At 58.6% G+C, this 18,850-nt stretch carries 13 protein-coding genes and 1 pseudogene; 8 read left to right on the top strand and 6 right to left on the bottom strand.

Going from position 1 to position 18,850, the window contains the following annotated elements; genetic code table 11:
- The first annotated feature begins 35 nt into the window (after nucleotides 1-35).
- From VG146_13705 to VG146_13695, 3 genes are all read left to right on the top strand, one after another.
- Nucleotides 36-905, top strand: coding sequence for a TIM barrel protein (locus VG146_13705; protein ID HEV2393402.1), 870 nt, complete (start codon nucleotides 36-38; stop codon nucleotides 903-905).
- 227 nt (nucleotides 906-1,132) lie between these two features.
- Nucleotides 1,133-2,236: an LptF/LptG family permease gene (locus tag VG146_13700; protein HEV2393401.1), complete on the top strand. Its 1,104-nt coding sequence runs from the start codon at nucleotides 1,133-1,135 to the stop codon at nucleotides 2,234-2,236.
- A 7-nt stretch (nucleotides 2,237-2,243) separates the two neighbouring features.
- Nucleotides 2,244-3,971: a GAF domain-containing protein gene (locus VG146_13695; GenBank protein HEV2393400.1), complete on the top strand. Its 1,728-nt coding sequence runs from the start codon at nucleotides 2,244-2,246 to the stop codon at nucleotides 3,969-3,971.
- A 27-nt stretch (nucleotides 3,972-3,998) separates the two neighbouring features.
- Here the strand turns inward: VG146_13695 and VG146_13690 are convergent.
- The 4 genes and pseudogenes from VG146_13690 to VG146_13675 form a co-directional block, all read right to left on the bottom strand.
- Nucleotides 3,999-4,616: pseudogene (locus VG146_13690) on the bottom strand (HipA domain-containing protein).
- Nucleotides 4,617-4,641: 25 nt separating this feature from the next.
- Nucleotides 4,642-5,529: a formylglycine-generating enzyme family protein gene (locus tag VG146_13685; protein HEV2393399.1), complete on the bottom strand. Its 888-nt coding sequence runs from the start codon at nucleotides 5,527-5,529 to the stop codon at nucleotides 4,642-4,644.
- A 2-nt stretch (nucleotides 5,530-5,531) separates the two neighbouring features.
- Nucleotides 5,532-7,439: a hypothetical protein gene (locus VG146_13680; GenBank protein ID HEV2393398.1), complete on the bottom strand. Its 1,908-nt coding sequence runs from the start codon at nucleotides 7,437-7,439 to the stop codon at nucleotides 5,532-5,534.
- 49 nt (nucleotides 7,440-7,488) lie between these two features.
- On the bottom strand, nucleotides 7,489-8,565 hold the full coding sequence (locus VG146_13675; protein HEV2393397.1) for a hypothetical protein: 1,077 nt from the start codon (nucleotides 8,563-8,565) through the stop codon (nucleotides 7,489-7,491).
- Between the two features lie 137 nt (nucleotides 8,566-8,702).
- Between VG146_13675 and VG146_13670 the strand changes: the two genes are divergently transcribed.
- The 5 genes from VG146_13670 (at nucleotide 8,703) to VG146_13650 (ending at nucleotide 14,468) form a co-directional block, all read left to right on the top strand.
- Complete coding sequence (locus tag VG146_13670; protein ID HEV2393396.1) at nucleotides 8,703-9,638, top strand: SUMF1/EgtB/PvdO family nonheme iron enzyme; 936 nt, start codon at nucleotides 8,703-8,705, stop codon at nucleotides 9,636-9,638.
- Between the two features lie 34 nt (nucleotides 9,639-9,672).
- Complete coding sequence (locus VG146_13665; protein HEV2393395.1) at nucleotides 9,673-11,274, top strand: MBOAT family O-acyltransferase; 1,602 nt, start codon at nucleotides 9,673-9,675, stop codon at nucleotides 11,272-11,274.
- Nucleotide 11,275: 1 nt separating this feature from the next.
- Nucleotides 11,276-12,475: a hypothetical protein gene (locus VG146_13660; GenBank protein ID HEV2393394.1), complete on the top strand. Its 1,200-nt coding sequence runs from the start codon at nucleotides 11,276-11,278 to the stop codon at nucleotides 12,473-12,475.
- 118 nt (nucleotides 12,476-12,593) lie between these two features.
- Complete coding sequence (locus VG146_13655) at nucleotides 12,594-13,871, top strand: Gfo/Idh/MocA family oxidoreductase (GenBank protein ID HEV2393393.1); 1,278 nt, start codon at nucleotides 12,594-12,596, stop codon at nucleotides 13,869-13,871.
- A gap of 243 nt (nucleotides 13,872-14,114) precedes the next feature.
- Nucleotides 14,115-14,468 (top strand): hypothetical protein, encoded by a 354-nt coding sequence (locus VG146_13650; GenBank protein HEV2393392.1) that lies wholly within the window; start codon nucleotides 14,115-14,117, stop codon nucleotides 14,466-14,468.
- Between the two features lie 174 nt (nucleotides 14,469-14,642).
- Here VG146_13650 and VG146_13645 read toward each other — a convergent pair whose 3' ends face one another.
- The gene (locus VG146_13645; protein ID HEV2393391.1) at nucleotides 14,643-16,163 is read right to left on the bottom strand and encodes an alpha-L-arabinofuranosidase C-terminal domain-containing protein; all 1,521 of its coding nucleotides are present in this window, start codon (nucleotides 16,161-16,163) and stop codon (nucleotides 14,643-14,645) included.
- 30 nt (nucleotides 16,164-16,193) lie between these two features.
- Nucleotides 16,194-17,981, bottom strand: a complete 1,788-nt coding sequence (locus tag VG146_13640; protein HEV2393390.1) for a malectin domain-containing carbohydrate-binding protein — start codon at nucleotides 17,979-17,981, stop codon at nucleotides 16,194-16,196.
- Nucleotides 17,982-18,850 lie beyond the last annotated feature (869 nt).

Raw genomic sequence — 18,850 nt, 5'->3', positions numbered from 1 at the left:
TGAGTTGACCATAAAGGAACGCTTACTCTCACATCATGAATAGTACCCTTCCCCTTCGGCGCCGCAGTTTCCTGGCTACACTCGGGGGCTTGGCGGCTTTTTCCATTTTGAACGCATCCACCGCCGCCCAGGCCGAGCCACGCAAAGGACGTTTAAAACAATCGGTCACTCTGGGCGTTTTCCGAGGGAGCGGCCTGGACATGGAGGGGATGTGCCGCGAGGCGGCGCGGCTGGGTTCTTGGGGCGTGGACCTGGTGGACCCGAAGGATTTCCCCGTTCTCAAGAAGTACGGCTTGATACCCACCATGGTCCATGGTGGCACCCAGATCAAAAGCGGGATGAACGACAAAAGGAACCACGCAGAAATGGGACGCAAGATGCAGGAGAATATTAAGGCCTCCGCTGCGGCAGGGGCGTCCAATGTCATCGCCCTAGCCGGCGACCGGAAAGGCATCTCGGACGAGGAAGGGATGGACAACTGCGTGATTTTCCTGAACAACATTAAGGCCCTGGCGGAGGATCAGGGCGTCACGGTCTGCACGGAGTTGCTCAACAGCAAGGTCAATCACCCGGGTTATATGGCCGATCACACGGCCTGGGGCGTGGAACTCTGCAAGCGGGTCAACTCCCCTCGTGTGAAACTGCTCTACGACATTTATCACATGCAGATTATGGAAGGAGACATCATCCGCACCATAAAAAATAATATGCAGTACCTCGGTCATTTTCACACAGCGGGAAACCCGGGCCGTCACGAGTTCGATGATACCCAGGAAATGAATTACGCCGGGATTTGCAAAGGAATCGCCTCAACCGGTTTTGAGGGCTTCATCGCGCACGAATACACACCCACAAAGGACCCGCTGGGTACACTGGATAGAATGATGCGGATTTGCGAGGTGTAGCTGCATACAAGAATCTCGGCACAGAAGCTAAGAGCGTGTTTTGAAAATGGACGGCTCCCGTTCCTCCTCGTCCTCGATTTTTCAGTCTTTCGAGAACCAGGACGACCACGAGGACGAATGGCGGCTGGGTTGCTTCGACTCTGTCATTAGCCCCGGGCCCGGAGGGACGGGAACGGCCTGCGCCCTTGCCTTGCTTTGAACCGGTTCGGTAGTTAGGCTGAACGGCGATGCGGCTGCTGGACCGTTACCTGTTACGCGAGTTGCTTGTGCCGCTGGGTTACTGCCTCAGCGGCTTTTTGCTGTTGTGGATCACAGTCGATCTGGTGAATGAGTTGGGCGGTTTTCAAGCGCGCAACCTGCGCCCAGGCGATATTGCAGAATACTACCTGGTCGAGGCGCCCGGGTTTCTCGTGCTGGGTTTGCCGGTGGCGCTGTTGCTGGCCTTGCTCTACACACTGACCAACCTGGCGCGGCATCACGAGATCACCGCCATACGGGCGGCGGGCGTTAGCCTCTGGCGCTTGTGTGTTCCGTATCTGGCGGTGGGTTTTGTCTCCAGCCTCGCCCTGTTTGCTCTCAACGAGTTCTATGTGCCGGACAGCTCCGATCGCGCCGAGCAAATCCGCAACCGCCGCTCGCATGTGACCGCCAGCCGGTCCCGTGACGTCGAGTTTGTCAACTCGCGCGACCAACGCATCTGGCGCATTGGTCTGTACGACCCGCGCACCGGTGAAATGATCAAGCCAATCGTCATTTCAACCCAGCCGGACAGCTCACGCATCACTTTGTACGCGGACCGCGCGGTGCGCCGAAACGGGGTTTGGGTTTTTTATAATTCCGAGGAACACAAAGAACCGGCACAACCGGACCTGCTGCCCTTTCTCCTGCTGCGCACAAACGTTTTAGTCCAGCCGGCTTTTACGGAGACGCCCGAGGAAATCCGCAGCGAACTCCGCATCAGCAATCCCAAAACACTCGGCACGGTCCGCCAAGCGGATTTGCCCATTAAGGAAATCATCAATTATCTGCGATTGCACCCACACCCAGCCCAAGCTGCTGCTCTTTACACGAAGCTCTACGGTCGCCTGGCTACGCCCTGGACGTGCCTGGTGGTCGTTCTGATTGCCATTCCCTTCGGCGCCCCCTCTGGCCGCCGCAATGTCTTCGTCGGGGTAGCCAGCAGCATCTTGATCTTTTTTGCCTATTATGTGCTCCAACAAGTTTGCCTGGCCTCAGGGGCGGGGGGTTACATTCCTGCCTGGATTGCCGGCTGGTTTCCCAACGCGGCGTTTGGCCTGACGGGCCTGTATTTAACCGCGCGAGTGCGATAGCCCTGCAATGAGCGATCCACTGGGAGAACTACAGGGCCGTTACGAACGGTTAAACTTGTTGTGCCAGGTTGGCAACGTCATCCATTCCACGCTGGACCCGCAGGAAGCGCTGCGCTTGATCCTGCAGGAGGCGGTGCGCCTCATGCGCGCATCAAGCGGCTCAGCGATCTTGCTCAACCCAACTAACGGTTTGCTGGAGATTCATGCTTCGTATGGCCTCCCGCCCGAGGCCGCCGAACTGAAGCTGCGCATCGGCGAAGGGGTCACAGGCTGGGTCGCCCGCACAGGCAAGGCGGCCCGGGTCGATGATGTGACAGCCGACCCGCGCTATGTCCAGATTCGCAGCGAGGTCCGCTCCGAATTGGCCGTGCCTTTGGAGGTCCAGGGCGAGGTCCGGGGCGTCCTTAACGTCGATGCGGACAGAGTGAGCGCCTTCAGCGTCCAGGACCAGGAGTTGCTCGAAGCCCTGGCGGCCCAGGCCGCTAATGTCATCCACCAAACCTGGTTATATGAGCAATTGCGCCTTAAGGCGCGTCTGCTGGAATCGCTCGTCAGCGTCAGCCGCGCTATCAATTCGACCCTCAACCTCGACGACGCCCTGAACGTCATCACCCACGAGGCCTGTGTATTGATGCAGGCCAGGATGTGCTCGCTGATGTTGCTCGATAAGAGCCGGCAATGGCTCGACCTGCGCTCCAGTTTCGGCGCCGGCGAGGCCTACCTGCGCAAACCCCGCCTGAGCGTCGAGGACAGCCTCGTGGGGATTGTCGTGCGGCGTAAGAAACCGATGCAGATCGAAAACGTCCAAACCTCGAGCCGCTATCAAAACGTTGAGACTGCCCGGCGCGAAGGGCTGGTGGCGCTGCTGAGCGTGCCGTTGCTTTTTCAGGGCGAAACGCTGGGCGCCATGAGCGTTTACACAGGTCAGCCCTACAGCTTTTCAAATGAAGAGATACGCACACTGGCCGCGCTTGCTGAGTTATCGGCAATTGCCATCCAAAAGGCCCAGCTCTATGAACGCGTTGTTGACGTGGAAGAGCAATTGCGTCAGAACGAAAAGCTCTCGGCCCTGGGCCTGCTCGCTGCCGAGGTTGCTCATGAAATACGCAACCCGCTGACCGTGCTCAAAATGCTGTATCATTCACTGGATTTGCAATTCCCCGCTGGCGACCCGCGCGGAAAGGATGCCCGCATTATCGACGAGAAAATCGAGCACCTGAACAAGATCGTCGATCAGGTCCTGGACTTTGCCCGCACCACCGAACCACAATTTGCCCCCGTCAATCTCAATGAGCTGATGGCCGAGCTCGCTTTGCTCGTCCGCCACAAACTGCAGCATCAGAATGTCCGGCTGGTACAGCAACTCGAACCGGGGCTGCCGCCGGTCATGGGCGAAAGCGGCCAGCTCGAACAAGCCTTTCTCAATTTAATCCTCAATGCCGCCGAGGCGATGCCGCAAGGCGGCACCATCACTGTCCTTTCCCGCTCCGTCCGTTCGCCCCGTCGAAGTGCTCTGGCCACCCATGTCGCCGTCGAATTTCGGGATACCGGTTTTGGCATGACGCCCGAGCAACGGCGCGGCGCCTTTTCGTCTCTTCTCACAACAACGAAACCCAAAGGCACAGGCTTGGGGCTGGCGATCGTCAGCCGCATCGTTGACACCCACAGCGGCAAGCTCAAGATCAAGTCGCGTCCAGGTCAGGGTACTACCGTTACCATGCTCCTGCCGCTGTAGGCCTTTGCGAACCGACGGAAACCGCCCCTACGTTTCCCGTATTGCTTTTCGTGCGGCTTCGCGTTCGGGATGCTCAAACGCGTCAGCGAATTGATCCAATTCCTGGTTCGTCATACCAAGAGCCGCGCCGGCTTCACGCCATTTAGAGAGCGCATGCTCAATCCGACCCAAAATCTCCTTCGCCCTGGTCCGTGAAATCTGGAAGTAGGCCAAGACCGACAGGAGCGTCTCGATGGTGGCCTCGGGGCCGGTTTCCTCGGAAATCCAAGTCTTCAGTTCACGCATATGCTCCGGGAAAGGGTTGAGGTCAAAGGCAGGAGCCAGTCGCCACTGTCCGTGGCTCACATGAAGAAATCCATGGTTGTGCAAATGATCGTCCACATTGGTAATCAAGATGAAAAAAGCCATGCGTTGCCAAAGCTCCTCCAGGTCGGGTTGGACGTTCGCACCGTGGACCCGCAGGCCATCGACAATCTCGGTATAAGAATGTTCCTGCGCGTCAGCCGGGTCAGCTCCCAGAAGCGTTGCCGCTGATACATACGGAATTCGCCCGCCATCAGCCATTCGGTCAAATCGCCGAATCAGCGCGACCGACACGCCGTCACTGTCCACCAATCGGGCTTCCGCCACCCGCAACCCGGATGTCCTTGCAAGCTGTCATCGGAATCGGCTATGAAGGACCTCGTTGGATGGACCGTCTGACGCAGCGAAAGCCGTAAATGTCGTACCCGAAGCAGACGTCGGCGTAGCCGGGGTTCTCATTGTAGCGGTAACCGGAGCGGCAGCGTTCGGCGCTGAACCGCCAGGCGCCGCCGCGGACGACTTTGGTTTCACCGACGCCGGGCCCCGTTGGGTCTGTGGCGGGCGAGTTGCGATAATAGTCCACCTTGTAAAAATCGTTGCACCATTCCCCGAGGTTGCCGCAGATGTCGTACAGGCCCCAAGGGTTGGGCCGTTTCTGGGCGACCGGGTGGGGATGGGCGCCCGAGTTCTTGTCGAACCAGGCGTACTGGCCGAGCGTCGCAGGATTATCGCCAAAAAAGAAGGTGGTGGAAGTTCCGCCGCGGCAGGCATATTCCCATTCCGCTTCGGTGGGCAGGCGGTAGCCCCCGGCAGTGAAGTCGCATTTCCATGTTTTCAAATCATAGCAAGGTTGCAGGCCTTCCGACTCGGAGAGTTTGTTGCAGAACCGCACCGCGTCGGACCAGCGCACCTGTTCGACCGGGTTGTTCCCCCCCTTCCAGCGGGAAGGGTTGTCGCCCATCACTCGGGTGTATTGGTCCTGCGTCACCAAAGTGCGGTCGATGAAGAAGGGGCTAATGCGGACGAGATGCGGTTTGGCATCGGCTTGCTCCTTGTCTCCCATCTGGAATTGCCCTCCGGGGATCAAAACCATGTTCGTGGGCGTGAGCGGGCCGTTGGCGCCCGGCGCGGCGGCCTGAACGGAGCCGGGGCTCCTGGGCTTTGGCTCATCGGCGCGCGGGGCCCGTTCGCAGGCGGCAACGAACAACACCGCCCAGACGCACAGGATCGCGGGCCTAAGATGAGGGGAGGCCATGGTCAGTAATCAGGCCAGATTTCATAGCCGTCCGGGTTGCGCAGCATGTGCCGGCAATCCGCGCGGACCTGCCGGGCAAGAGGCACTGCGCCAGGCATCGCCGCGCACCCATAACCAGCCTCTTGGCAGAGACCGCGGGTAATCGTGTGGCACTTGGCCAGAACGTAATCCTGCGCGCCGCCCATCGCCCTCCAGGCATTGAGCAATTCCATGTAGGCCCCCAGATGGGCGGGGTCCTTGCCGGCGGTCAAGGCCATGGTCTTGCGGGACAGCTCGTCGGCGTACCCAAAGTCTTTCATGTTCTCCTTTTGGACCTCGCACTCCTGCGGGATTTGCCGGGCGATTTCCTCAACGCGCTCGATAAACGGCTCGAGTTCCGGGGCTGATCGCTTTTTCTCGTCGAGCAGCTTCAAGAGGCTGGCCGCGAACTGCCGGTACTGGTTAATCCGGTCCACATGGCGGTGGACAAAATAGATCATGTCGTCCAGCTCACCCTGGATTTCATCCTTTTGTCGAGCCTCTTCGCCCGCCTCGAAGATGGCCTGGATCGCCTCTGTGCATCCGCAGGTGCAGGCACGGCGAACGCCTACGGCGCCTCGGCGGTGATGCGTGCGAAGCTTCCGGCCAGCCAGATCGAGAATCGGCTCAGCGGCCTGCCAGCCCAGCGTTTGGTTGAGGAGCTCCGCGGGAGTTGAAACCGTCAATGGCGTGTCCCGGCCTTCCAGGAAATAAATAATGGACTCGCCCTTGGGCTGAACTTTCTTGCTCAAATGGTAAAAGGCCCCCTCTGCGGTGAACCACACTGGATAATCATAGGAGCCGGCCACGCCCCGCCAGATAGTGCCTTTGGACTCCCGAAAGGCATAGGAGGTTTTGAGGTCCTCTTCGTACAGCTGCGTTTTCCACCTGGCGGCGAAGGGGGGACGCCACTGAATCCGGACATCCCTCTCGAGGAAGTCGGGAGTCAAGGTTTCCTTGTGCCAAATTCCCGGCGCGCTCAGCGCTGCCAGATAGAGGTTTTGGCCGCCACCGTTGAAGTCAATGGACTGGATCACCTCTTCTCCCTGCTCCTCAGCGAGCTGGAGGCTGACGCGTTGTTCGCCCTGCGGCCACGTGAGCACCAGCTCAGTGTCCTCTCCCCTGAGCAATCCCAGGAACATGTTCTCAGCTGGGACCGCCGCGGTGTTGGTGCCCAGACCCTCCGAGCCGCCGTAGATGAGGTCGTCACCAATGAACGCGGGGAAGACCCCGTAGGCAATGGGAGCCGACAGTCGCAGATGATCCAGGTTCGCGACGAGCTTGATCTCGAGGATACCGGTCCGGTCGAAGGAAAAGATGCAGGTGCTTTCGAGTGGCCCCGCACCGGAGAAGGTGGCCTCGAGGACGATGTCATCGTCGGCATTGCGCACGATTTCAACCCGACTGATGGTAATGGCGGCGCCCGCGGCTGGGACGGGCGAGAGTTCGCTGATTCGACCGCCGCCCGCCTTGGCGAAAAGCCTTACGCACCCTTTGATGGAGCAGAACGCGGCGATCAGAGCAGGGGTTTCCACAACGGCATCCCCCTTGAAGGAATAGTCCCGGCCATAATAGCCCGGGTCTGAACTGGCTTTAAGGCGATCCTTTTCCAACAGGAGCAAATCACCGGGAACGACGTTCCAACCCACTCGCCTCTCCGGATCAAAGTTGTCAGATGCCGGTGAAAACGTGTCCCAGAGCGTGAGGTTTCGGGAAACGGCGCTTGGTGAGGGCGGGGAAGCTGCCCGGTTCCGGGCAATGGGTGTATCTTGCTGAGAGTTCCGGGGCTGGACGGGTTCTCCCGGTGCGGCTGGCTGAACGCCGGCAGCCGCGGCCAGGGAAAGGATGCCAAGCGTCAAAAAGGCCCCCCACTTGAATCGAGGTGAGTTCATGAATTGAGCGCGGTCCGAATCATTACCGAAACCACCGGAAGCGGACAAGCTACCGGCGTGGGCGGAACCACGCGGGTTCCTTGTTGCTGCAGCCGTTGGTGGTGAGCATCAGAAAACCGGTCTCCGCCGGGTTGTTCATATCCAGCACGCCTTGCCGTTCGGCGGACACGGCGCAAAGGTTCCAGCCCTCGGCGCGCACGCCGACGATTTCGCAGGCGGCCTGAAACGTTCCCGGCAGGTTTGGATCGCCCTCCCCATCCGGTCCCCGGCTGAAACTGAGGAAGCGGTTGTCCGGCGACCAATCCACGTGGTAGATTTTGTTGGTCTCGTCTTTTACTCGCAGGCCCCACTCGCCCACGGCGGGGCACGCCGAATCCAGGCTGATCGGGGCGGTCGCGATTTCGTGGTCGCCCGCTCCCCAGGCGATCTGCTCCCCATCCGGGCTGAGGCAAGGCCGGCAGCCGGGTATCTTCAAATTGATAATGTTGGTGCCGTGCGCCTCGATGGCGAGGATGGTATGCTCGAAACCCATCCCGGCGTGCACGGTCGCGACGATCCACTTCCCGTTTCTCGACCAGGAAGGGTTATAGAGGTGGTGGAGATTGGTGCTATTGACCTGCGGTTCGATCTGCCCGGTAGCCAGATGATAAAAGCTCATTCCACTCGTGTAAAAGTCCATCACGTTGAACTTCGGAAATTCCTGTGGCAGGAAACCAATCACCTTGCTGTCCGGGCTCCAGAATGGTTCCCGCGCATGATCGACGAGCTTTCTGCGCCGCTTGCCGTTAATGTCCATGACGTACAGACTCCGGACCGCGTCGCGGCCTTCGCCTTCGTCCACACAAAAGCAGATTTTCCGCCCGTCCGGGGAGATCTGCGGGTAATGCTCATGCACGTTGGGTGTACGAGTAAGGTTCACCGGGTTTGAACCGTCGGCGTTCATGACGAAGATTTCCCAGTTGTTATTGACATAGCACTCATAGGCGATCTTGAAAGGCAGGGTCTTGAGTTGCTTGGCAAAAGGCGACTGGGCACGGAGGGTCGAAACGGCAAACAGGAGCACCCAAAGCCCGGACCAGCGCAGAGCGCGGGAAAAAGCCCCCGCTCGAAAAGCAGATGCGTGCATGAGGGGCAGCCTAAAGGGCGAGCGCTGTTTTACAAGCCTGAAGAGATTCGGTGCGCAGGCAATTCGCTCCAGGCTCTGCGGGCATTCGGAGATTGCCGGGCGCGGCTTCATGCGCTTAGGATGGGGATAAATCGTATATGCTCCTTGTCCGTTTGCTCCTGTTGAGCACCCTGTTGAGTGGTCTGGTCGCCTGCGAAAAGGCAGGGCCGGCGACCTCCCAAGACACCACGACGGCAAGCGGGGAAGGCAAAGCAAGCGAGTCCGGACCGCTCGACGTCACAACCCGATCGGGGGTGCGGATGATCTACCTGCCGGGAGGAGAATTCCTGATGGGCTCGGAGCGCGGCAATCCCGACGAGGCGCCCGCCCACAAGGTTCGGGTGAGCCCCTTTCTCATGGATAAATTCGAGGTGACACAGGCGATGTTCAAAGAGGCGCAGTTGCCCAATCCGTCTCATTGGCAGCAAAACCCGCAGCAACCGGTCGAGCAGGTACGCTGGCTGGACGCCAAGCGGTACTGCAACGAGCGCTCGCTGCTCGAGCAACTCCAACCCTGCTACAACGAAAAGACGCCGGACTGGAAGTGCAACTACTCGGCCAATGGGTACCGCCTGCCAACGGAGGCGGAGTGGGAATATGCCTGCCGCGCCGGGACGAGCGGCGATTACGATTTTGAGCGGCCCGACAAACTCCGGCAGTATGCCTGGTTTGCGGATAACTCCGAGCGGATGACCCACATCGTGGGCCAGAAAAAACCAAACGGGTTCGGGATTTGCGATTTGTACGGCAATGTGTCCGAATGGTGCGAAGACGTCTATAGCCCCATCTACTATAAAGCCAGCCCGCTGACCGATCCGCTCGGCCCCCCCAGCTCCGGCAAGGATGTCAAGCGGGTCATCCGCGGCGGGAGTTGGAAATCCAGCGCGGAGCAATGCCGCGCGACGGCGCGCCAGGGCGAACGAACCGGCGATACCGACGCGTGCTTTTCGACAGACTTTTGCGGCTTCCGCTGTGTGCGCCGGGCCGCCCCGGGTCAGTTGGAGGAGCTGCGGAAGTCTTCGCGGCCCGGATAAAACCGATTTTCTTCACCCTGAGCCACCCGCGCGCATGCTTTTCCATACCTGGCCCTTTTTGATTTTTCTCTCGGTGGTTTTGCCGGTGTTTTTCGCCTTGCGCAAAACGGGGCTGTGGTTGCCGTGGCTGACATTGGCATCCTATTTCTTTTACGGGTGGTGGAATCCTTACTACCTGTTCCTGGTTCTGTACTCGACGGTGCTGGACTTTTGCCTGGTGGCGCTGATGGATCACTGTCCGCGCGAGGGAACGAAGGTCAACGTTTTTCACCGTCTGTTTCGACTGGAGTTTGAGGATCGCGTGCTCAAGACATCATTCTTGAGTTGCGCCACGGCAACAGTCGGCATTGCTTTGGTGGCGGCGTTCGGTCCCAGGACGCTGCGCGCCGCGATGGGAATGCTGGGAGTGATCGTGCTGCTCATGAGCCTGGGCGCGCTCTATGGCAGCCGGCGGATATGGCTGCTGATCAGCCTGGTCAATAACCTGGCGCTGCTGCTTTTCTTCAAGTATGCCCGGTTCGTGGCGGCCAACCTGAATGCCGTCCTGGCCTGGGTCCATCTGCCCTTCAGATTGTCCGATCCTTCCGTCCTGATGCCTCTGGGATTCGAGTACCTCCTGCCGGTCGGCATCTCCTTTTTCACGTTTCAGTCGCTCAGCTACACCATCGACTTTTATTTCGGCAAGTGTCAGCGCGAGCGCAACTTTTTGCGCTTTGCCACCTTCGTCTGCTTTTTCCCGCAGCTCATGGCCGGGCCCATCGAGCGCGCACGGCACCTGTTGCCGCAGTTCGCCCAATTCCCGCCGGTGCGCCTGCAAAACTTCACCGATGGGGCTTCGCTTTTCCTGGTGGGCCTGTTCAAGAAGCTGGCGTTGGCCAACTACCTGGCTTTCTACGTCGAACGCGTGTACGACAACCCGGGGGAGTTCGGCGCGCCGGCGCTCTTCCTGGCCACGGTCGCGTTTGGGTGGCAGATATTTTTCGACTTCAGCGGCTACACGGACATGGCGCGCGGCGTGGCCAAGCTCATGGGCTTCAACCTGATTCTGAACTTCAACAACCCGTACCTCGCCACCGGGCTGGGCGACTTCTGGTCCCGCTGGCACATCAGCCTCTCCACCTGGTTCCGGGATTACGTTTATATCCCGCTGGGCGGCAACCGGCGTGGCGCGTTCAATACCTATCGCAACCTGTTCCTCACGTTTTTCATCTCCGGCATCTGGCACGGCGCTGCCTGGACGTTTGTCATTTGGGGCGCGTTGCATGGCCTGGGCGTGCTGGTGACACGCGAACTGGAGCGCTCCGCGGTGTACCGGGAGCGAGTGCCGAAAATCCTGAAGCAAGGCGGGGTATTTCTGTTTGTTACTTTCACGTGGATATTCTTCCGCGCCGATTCGCTGGCCGACGCTCTGTTGATCGTGCGGCGGCTCTGCACTGCGGCCTGGCATGACCCGCAGATCCCGGCCTTGATGCTGGCCATGGTGGCGCTGGTGTGGCTCTACGAGTTTGTGTACGAATCCAGGTTCCGGGATATTTTGCAGACACGTCTGGTTCGCGTGGGGGTGGCCGTCTGCATGCTGCTGTACCTCTGCGTTTGTTCCTCAGGGGGCGGCGCCTTCATCTACTTCCAGTTCTAGCATGGAAACCCCGCCCATCGCCGCAGCGCCCGCCGTCCGCCACCAGGTTGGAGCGGAGAAGGAACCCCCGTTGGGGGTGAACGACGTAAGGCTGAACCGCCGCCAATGGGTGTTCACGTTGCTCATCACGGGCCTCTTCGTGCTGCTGACGCCCCGGGTGTGGGAAAGGATCGAACGGTTTGAAACCGGCCCCGACTACCGTATCACTTACCAGCTCAGCAAGGATTACTGGCTGTACAGCCGGTGGCTCCGCCATGCGGCCCAACCGGCCAAGATCGTCGTACTCGGCGACTCCGTGGTCTGGGGCGAATACGTGCTTCCGAACGGCACGTTATCGCATTTTTTGAATGTGACCACGGTTGAAACCAATCGCTTCGTTAATGGCGGCCTGAACGGTCTTTTCCCACTGGCCCAGGAGGGCCTCATCGACCATTACGCCGCCTCGCTTCGGAACCGAAAAGTGGTCCTCCACTGCAACGTGCTCTGGATGACCAGTCCGAAAGCCGATTTGAGTGCCGGCAAGGAGCAACAGTTCAACCACTCGCGCCTTGTGCCGCAGTTTTATCCGCGCATTCCCTGCTATCGGGCGGACGCCAACGAACGCTTGAGCGCGGTCTTGCAGCGCCATGTGGAATTCCTTTCCTGGGTCGGCCACCTCCAGGACGCCTATTTCGGACAGAAGAGCATCCTGGACTGGACACTTGAGGACGATGGTGCGTATCCACCGCACTACCCGCACTGCTGGAAGAATCCGCTCACCCAGATCACATTCCGCGTGCCCTCGGCGCCGGCGCACGACCCGCAACGCGGACCTGACAGCCCGCGGCACAAACCCTGGTCTTCTGAGGGCCGGGGCACAACGAGTTTTGAGTGGGTGGGCCTCGACCGCTCGCTTCAGTGGCGCGCCTTCCAGCGAGTCGTCGCCAGGTTGCGCGCCAGAGGGAACGACGTACTGGTCGTGCTGGGCCCCTTCAACGAGCACATGGTGGCGGAGGACAATCTGGAGCCCTATCGGGAAATTCGCGCCGGTATTGCGGCCTGGCTCCGGCAGGAAGGCACGCCGGTGGTTATTCCTGAGGTCTTGCCCAGCGCTCTTTACGCGGATGCCAGCCACCCGTTGACCGCGGGCTACGAATTACTAGCCAAACGACTCCTCGCGAATGCCACTTTCCAGAATTGGCTGGAGTCGCCCCACCCATGAGCGCTCCCGTGGCATCTTGCCGGCAATCCCACAGACGACGAACGATGTTTCGCCTCTCTCTGCGCCCTCGGACTTAAACGGAATTGCAATTTGGCTGCCTTCCGGGCATTGTCGCCGCATGAGCGCAAGCACTCGCCGTCATTTTCTCCAAAGCACGACCGTTGGCGCTGTGGCCCTCTCCCAATTGCCCGCCCTGCTCCGTTCCGCCGAACCCGACCGCAAGATCAAGCTTGGCCTAATCGGGTGCGGCTGGTACGGGATGGTTGACCTAAAGGCCGCGGTCAAGTGCGGTGGCATCGACGTGATCTCGCTGTGTGACGTCGATAGCGACCATCTCCAGCAAAGCGCCAACGATGTCGAGAAGCTCCAGGGCAAACGCCCGCAGACCTTCAAGCTCTATGAGGACATGCTCAAGGCCGGCGGCCTGGATGCCGTGATCATTGCCACCCCGCCGCATTGGCACGCGTTGCAATTCCTCGCAGCGCTCGATCATGGGTTAGATGTGTACCAGGAGAAACCGCTCAGCTATGACATCCGTGAAGGCCGCGCGATGGTCGAGGCTGCCAAGGAAAGCGGGCGCATCATTCAGGTCGGCTTTCAACGCCGCCAAAGCCCCGCCTTCCAGACCGTGCGCCAGCGGGTGCAGGCCGGCGATCCTGGCCGGATCGTTTGCGCCGAAGCCACTATCAACTATTCTGCCGGCACGAAAGACCCCACCCCGCAACCACCACCCGCCTCGCTCGATTGGGACCTCTGGTGCGGGCCGGGTCCCAAGATCCCGTACAGCCCGCAGGTCGGCCACATGAACTGGCGCCTCGAAAAAACCAGCGGCCAAGGGCACCTCGTGGATTGGGGCATTCATCTCATCGACGCTGCCCGCGTGATCCTCGGCGAGGGCCTGCCGCAAACGGTCAGCGCTGCAGGCGGCCTCTATGGCCTGAAAGGCATCACAACCCCGGACGTCTTCGCCGCGCATTTCGATTTCGCTTCTTGTCCGCTTAGTTGGCACCATCGGATTTGGGGAGCCGAAGAATACAATCCGCAAATCTCGAACGGCATCACTTTATATGGCGAGAAGGAAACCATTTTCGTCACTGACGATCGCTACGAAGTGATTCCGCGGGGCAAAAACAAGGAACGCCACACCTATGAAGCCGGAGCCGATATGGGGGGCCTCCACATGGCCGAATTCCTGAATGCCGCGCGCACCCGCCAACCCGCCGGTTGCATGATCGAAGATGCGTACCGCTCCACGGCTGCGGTGAAGCTCGCCATGATCGCCTATGATACCGGTTGCAAGATCGCGTGGGATGCCCAGACTGAAACCATTCCCGGCAATGCCGAGGCAGCCCGTCTCCTCAAACGCGACTACCGCGCGCCTTGGGTGCATCCATAGCTGCCCTTAGCGATAAGGTCTTGGTTATTATCAGGACCCCTTCGCTGTTCCTATGTCTTTCGAGGGCGCCAGGCGCACTTCGGGCGGGGGACGGCCTCAGAGAGATGATTTTCAATTGGCGCCCCGTCGGACGCTGCTCGCGGAATAGTTGCACATCACGACCAACCCACCGCGCTCGCAAGTTTGCTTTTGGAAACCGAAGTGGGTGATCAAACTGGTCTTTGAATTAAGAGGAACAAATCGATGAAACGCAAGATCTCGGTTAAACCTTCCGCACCTAAGACGAGCGCATTCGTGTGTTTGTGCCCGGCTATTATGCTAACCCTGCTTACGGCGGGCATTGGCCGGTCCGCGACCCCTCCGGAGCCCGGAGATGCCGCGCCGGATTTCACATTAAAAACGCTGGAATACAAGCCGGTTGAACTGAAGCAGCTTTACGCAAACAAACCTGTCGTAGTAGTTGTTTTGCGCGGGTGGCCTGGCTACCAATGCCCCATTGCACACGGCAACTTGGCGATTTCATTGCTCCCGCCGACGCTTTCGCCGCGCAAAAAGCACAAGTGCTCATGGTTTATCCCGGGCCGGCAGAGGACCTGAAAGCCCACGCGCAGGAGTTCCTGCAAAACCAGTGCTGGCCCAAGAACTTTGCATTTGTCACAGGAATGCATCAACCCAGGGTATCCGCTGGGGGATTTGGAGCTGGAGGCAAAGAAAGCCGAAGAATCTTCATGATGTACTTCGATTGGGGAAACGCTTCGTGGGTTGCGCCGGCTATTTTATCGGGATCATCATTTGTGTGAAGGAATGCGCGGGGAAGCTGTAATTGATGGAACTGCCCTGAAACTGAATCTCCTTTGAGGTGATTGCTACGCCTTCCCTGGTCCTGGAATTGCTCGAATCCACACTTTCAGCGTTAATCTCTTTTACAGTAGCACTCCCCGTACATGCCCCGCTCTGCAAAATAACATCGCTAGTGATGGGATTCTTTTCATTCCGGTTTACCACATTCAAAACCACTGCTTTGGCGGACTCGCTCAATACAGCGGTGACATCGAGATAAGGAATGTCATGAAACGCCCGATTGCTGTACCTCTCGCATTCGTCATACACGTCCAGAGCCGTGCCGCGCGAGTTATTCGAATATAAATAAAATGCCTGGTACAACGCATTCTTGAAATCGCCTTCCGGTGAATTCCCCACCAGGCTCGAAAGCATGGTGATGTTCGCCATTTTGACAATGTCGGCGTGTCTGATAAATGAATTCAGGTGCTGGGCCACCATCAGTGAGCCGAGGAGAGTGCTGCCTGCACCGGGGCCTCCGGCTGACCATTCATCAAAAGAGATATACACCGGCCTGGCGGAGCCGGACTTCGCCGTGGCTTTCTTAATCAGGGCTTTCACGATTTCGATCTTTTCATCAATGTCCAGTCCGCGGGACATTATCGCAGGGAAATTTGTTTCGCCTCCCAGGACCTCCCTGACATATCTGTGGACTGAGAGATAATCGATTTTGCCGATCATGTGTTCCAACACATAATCGTTCCAATCGATCCAGGCATTGTTGGTGCCACGCCCGTAATTTGAGGCGCCGCAGGCGATGAGCTTGATATCCCTGTCCACCCACTGCATGAGCTTGGCCGCCTCCAAGGCAAATTTGCAGTAGTCCTCGGCGCTTTTCTGCCCCATTTGCCACGGCCCATCAATCTCGTTGCCCAGCGCCCAGTACTTTATGTTGAGAGGCTTTTCGTTCCCGTATTTCCTGCGGAGATCCGAGTAATAGGTTCCGCCCTGATAATTGCAGTACTCGACCCAGTCTCTCGCCTGATCCAGCGTGCCCAAACCGGCGTTGATACAGATGAAATTCTCGGCTCCGATGAGGCTGCATAGTTTTGCGTACTCATCGGTTCCCATCCGATTGCTTTCGACCTGGTGCCATGCGAGGTCGAGTCTGGCTGGCCGCTGATCTTTGGGGCCAATCCCGTCCTCCCAGTTATAGCCCGACACAAAATTTCCGCCGGGCCACCTGACCACGGGAATCTTGAGCTCCTTGACCAGTTGGACAAAATCCTTTCTGAATCCGTTCTCATCAGCAAAGGAAGACTTGGGATCGTAAATACTGCCATACACCACGGTACGGATGGGCTCCACAAAGGCGCCGTAGATGTTCGGATCGATCTGCGCGATCTTGCGGTCCAGATCAACCTTGATGACCGCCCGCGGCTGTGACCGGAGAGTCAGGGTCATCAAAGCGGTGAGAACTACGCAACTGAGAAGAAGCTTTGGCGTTTTCATTGGCACGAAGTGGTCCGGGCGTTTCCGTCTTTACTTGAAGATGTGTTGTGCAAAAAGGTAAAGGTTGCTTGACCATTCGGGGTCGTCGTGTGCGTGTGAATCCACGTGCCAGACGTGCGGGACGCCATTCTCCTTGAGCATCTTGTGAACGCCCTGGCTGACCCGGATCAGGCCATCCTTGTTCCCGCAAGCGATCCACAGCACCTTCAGCTTCTCTTTGGCATCTGCCGGGTCAGCCAGGAGCTTGGTGTCGGGAGAGAGCCCGCCGAATTCATACGTATTGGGCGCGGAGGAAAAGCCGCCGATATTCGCAAACGTCTCGACGTGCGAGAGGCCGATGTTTAAAGATTGGCCGCCACCCATAGAAAGTCCCGCCAAGGCGCGGTGTTCGCGGTCGGCGAACACGGAATAATGGGACTCGATGTAGGGGATGATGTCGTTGAGCAAGTCGCTCTCGAAAGGCGCGCCATAGCCTTCAAAACCGACGCGCCTGCCCCCATCTCGCGGGCGCGCACTGGCTGCGGCGTTGGTGGCGTTGATATTGGCATCGCAATTGGGAAAAACCATGACCATGGGCTGAATCTTTCCATCGGCCAACAGGTTGTCTATCACGTTGGCGGCGCGGCAACCTTCCAGCCATTGGCGGTTGTTGGCGCCGATGCCGTGGAGGAGATACAGCACCGGGTATTTCCGACCGGATGAATAACCGGGCGGCGTATAGACACGCATCTGCCGACGCGTGCCGAGCGTCTTGGAGTCGTACTCGATGAGGATCACGTCGCCATGGGGAACGTTGTCACGCCTCGCGTTAAACCCAGCCGGCGGCTCGGGAAACGCTGGCTTGTCGTCAGGTCCCAACTCGATCGGACCGCCAAATCCGCCGCGGCCTCCTCCTGTGCGCGGGCCGAGTCCCCCAGCTTGCGCTGGAGCACTGGCTGCCTCACCACCTCCCTGGGGAATAATCTCGATCGCGCAGATTTGAGGGTTCTCGACCTTCGGGGTGAAGGTGACCTTGATCCTGCCGTCGGTCACTTCAACCGGGACCGCCTCAATATAGGCCTTCAAAGGCCCGCCGGCTTTGACCCAGACGTCGAAATCCTTAAACTCGCGCCCCTGGACATTGAAGGAAAACACGCGTTGGCCTGGTCCGGTGATGCCGTCGAAAGTCTCTGCGAAATGCAGTTTCACCAGGTATTTCCCGTTGGGCACCGGCCACGAAAAGGCATCCATACTGTAGCGTTCCGCTCGGTAGAGGTCCGGGCTTTTGGTGTTGGCAATCTGAATATCGGGCCTCTCGATGGTTTGGCCGCCCTCGAAGCCTTGGTCGGCTAACCAGACATTACCCTCAGCATCTTTGACGGGCTCGGATTTGCCAGCTTTGATGCGGATATCCTTCGCCGTCGGCGCAGTTTCGGAACGCAACGCCGGCTCGCGTTGGGCCACAATTTCCGTTTTGGCAAAGTCACCGACCTCGCGTGTGAACTTGATTTCATTGCCGTTAGCCGAGAGCTTGCCCGTGTAGCTGATGCGAATTTCTCGATCCGGGATACTCAATAGCTCGACGAACGAAATCGTATCGCCCTCGACCTTCCCTTCCTTCAGCTCGGCTTCGCGCTTCCGGTCGCCAGCCTCTGAATTGGCTTTCCCGGTCAACTTCCCACCATCCTGGTTGAACGTGAAGATGTAGTTCTGGTGACCGATTTGTGAATCGAACTCGGATTTCCAAGTGCCGGTGACATCGGCCGCGAGCACGTTGCTTACGGTACCAATGAATAAGCAGGCGCACGCCACGAGCACGAAGCATGGTTCTTTTTTCATAGAATTGTGAGGTTATGGGTGGTGGTCATTTCTTCAGGGCCGTTGGTGTCTTACGGTAATTGCGGTGGGCTACATCCGAAGCTGCACCAGGTCAAGCCCTGAGTCGGTGCGGAGTGCCTGGAACAAACCCCACAAGAACCAAATACGGCTCTGCCCCGGCCCTTCGCAGGCACACAGCACAGTAAGCGATTGTGCGCGACGCTTGAATCCAAGCGACGAGTTGGGTTTAGTGACATTCGTCGGACTTTAGTGGTACTTGCGGCAAAATGCGGCTTTTGGACATTCATTCAGCGGCCATCGTCCCGGCGACCGGCTCCTTGGGAAACTTGCGGCTGTTCTGGGATTTAAAAACGTTGATGACTACTGAGCCCTTTTTGATCTCAGCAACTTTGTTTCCTTCATTCCCGTTTTCGGCACCAGTCGCCACTCTTGATCTGAAGGCTTTTTGTTTCGAATTCAAGCAGCGGCCCTCACTTTCTTTGCGAAAAATGAGGCCACCACCGCACCGGGGGGCACGAAGGCGTCAGAGAAGGAAATGCTTGGACGCGAACCCGGAGGCGGGTCAGGACGCAGGCGCCGGGAGGGGGGTGCCTGTTGCCACCGTGTTGCCACGGGGGTGTTGGTGAGAAAACCGCTATACAGGAGTGGAGCGAGCGAAGGGATTCGAAACAGCCTTGAACCGAATGCTTCGTGACACTAGGTGACACTAGGTACCATTCCGGGCTCTTTGAGGACCACTGTGAGTGGCATAGTCCGGTACCAATACGCAGGGTTTTCATGGCAAATTATTGCAAAAACGGTACACTGGCATCCCACAAGCGACAAAATTCGAGCGTGAACCTTCGGTTTTCCGAAGGATCTGAAGAACC

This window comes from Verrucomicrobiia bacterium, assembly GCA_035946615.1.
Classification (GTDB): Bacteria; Verrucomicrobiota; Verrucomicrobiia; order Limisphaerales; family UBA8199; genus DASYZB01.
This window is presented reverse-complemented; position numbering and strand designations above follow the sequence as displayed.

Bases quoted from the DNA above. Each gene is read 5' to 3' on its own strand.
- VG146_13655 (HEV2393393.1), top strand. From the start codon at position 12,594: ATGAGCGCAAGCACTCGCCGTCATTTTCTCCAAAGCACGACCGTTGGC.
- VG146_13680 (HEV2393398.1), bottom strand. From the start codon at position 7,439: ATGAACTCACCTCGATTCAAGTGGGGGGCCTTTTTGACGCTTGGCATC.
- VG146_13640 (HEV2393390.1), bottom strand. From the start codon at position 17,981: ATGAAAAAAGAACCATGCTTCGTGCTCGTGGCGTGCGCCTGCTTATTC.
- VG146_13700 (HEV2393401.1), top strand. From the start codon at position 1,133: ATGCGGCTGCTGGACCGTTACCTGTTACGCGAGTTGCTTGTGCCGCTG.
- VG146_13695 (HEV2393400.1), top strand. From the start codon at position 2,244: ATGAGCGATCCACTGGGAGAACTACAGGGCCGTTACGAACGGTTAAAC.
- VG146_13675 (HEV2393397.1), bottom strand. From the start codon at position 8,565: ATGCACGCATCTGCTTTTCGAGCGGGGGCTTTTTCCCGCGCTCTGCGC.
- VG146_13645 (HEV2393391.1), bottom strand. From the start codon at position 16,163: ATGAAAACGCCAAAGCTTCTTCTCAGTTGCGTAGTTCTCACCGCTTTG.
- VG146_13685 (HEV2393399.1), bottom strand. From the start codon at position 5,529: ATGGCCTCCCCTCATCTTAGGCCCGCGATCCTGTGCGTCTGGGCGGTG.
- VG146_13650 (HEV2393392.1), top strand. From the start codon at position 14,115: ATGAAACGCAAGATCTCGGTTAAACCTTCCGCACCTAAGACGAGCGCA.
- VG146_13705 (HEV2393402.1), top strand. From the start codon at position 36: ATGAATAGTACCCTTCCCCTTCGGCGCCGCAGTTTCCTGGCTACACTC.
- VG146_13665 (HEV2393395.1), top strand. From the start codon at position 9,673: ATGCTTTTCCATACCTGGCCCTTTTTGATTTTTCTCTCGGTGGTTTTG.
- VG146_13660 (HEV2393394.1), top strand. From the start codon at position 11,276: ATGGAAACCCCGCCCATCGCCGCAGCGCCCGCCGTCCGCCACCAGGTT.
- VG146_13670 (HEV2393396.1), top strand. From the start codon at position 8,703: ATGCTCCTTGTCCGTTTGCTCCTGTTGAGCACCCTGTTGAGTGGTCTG.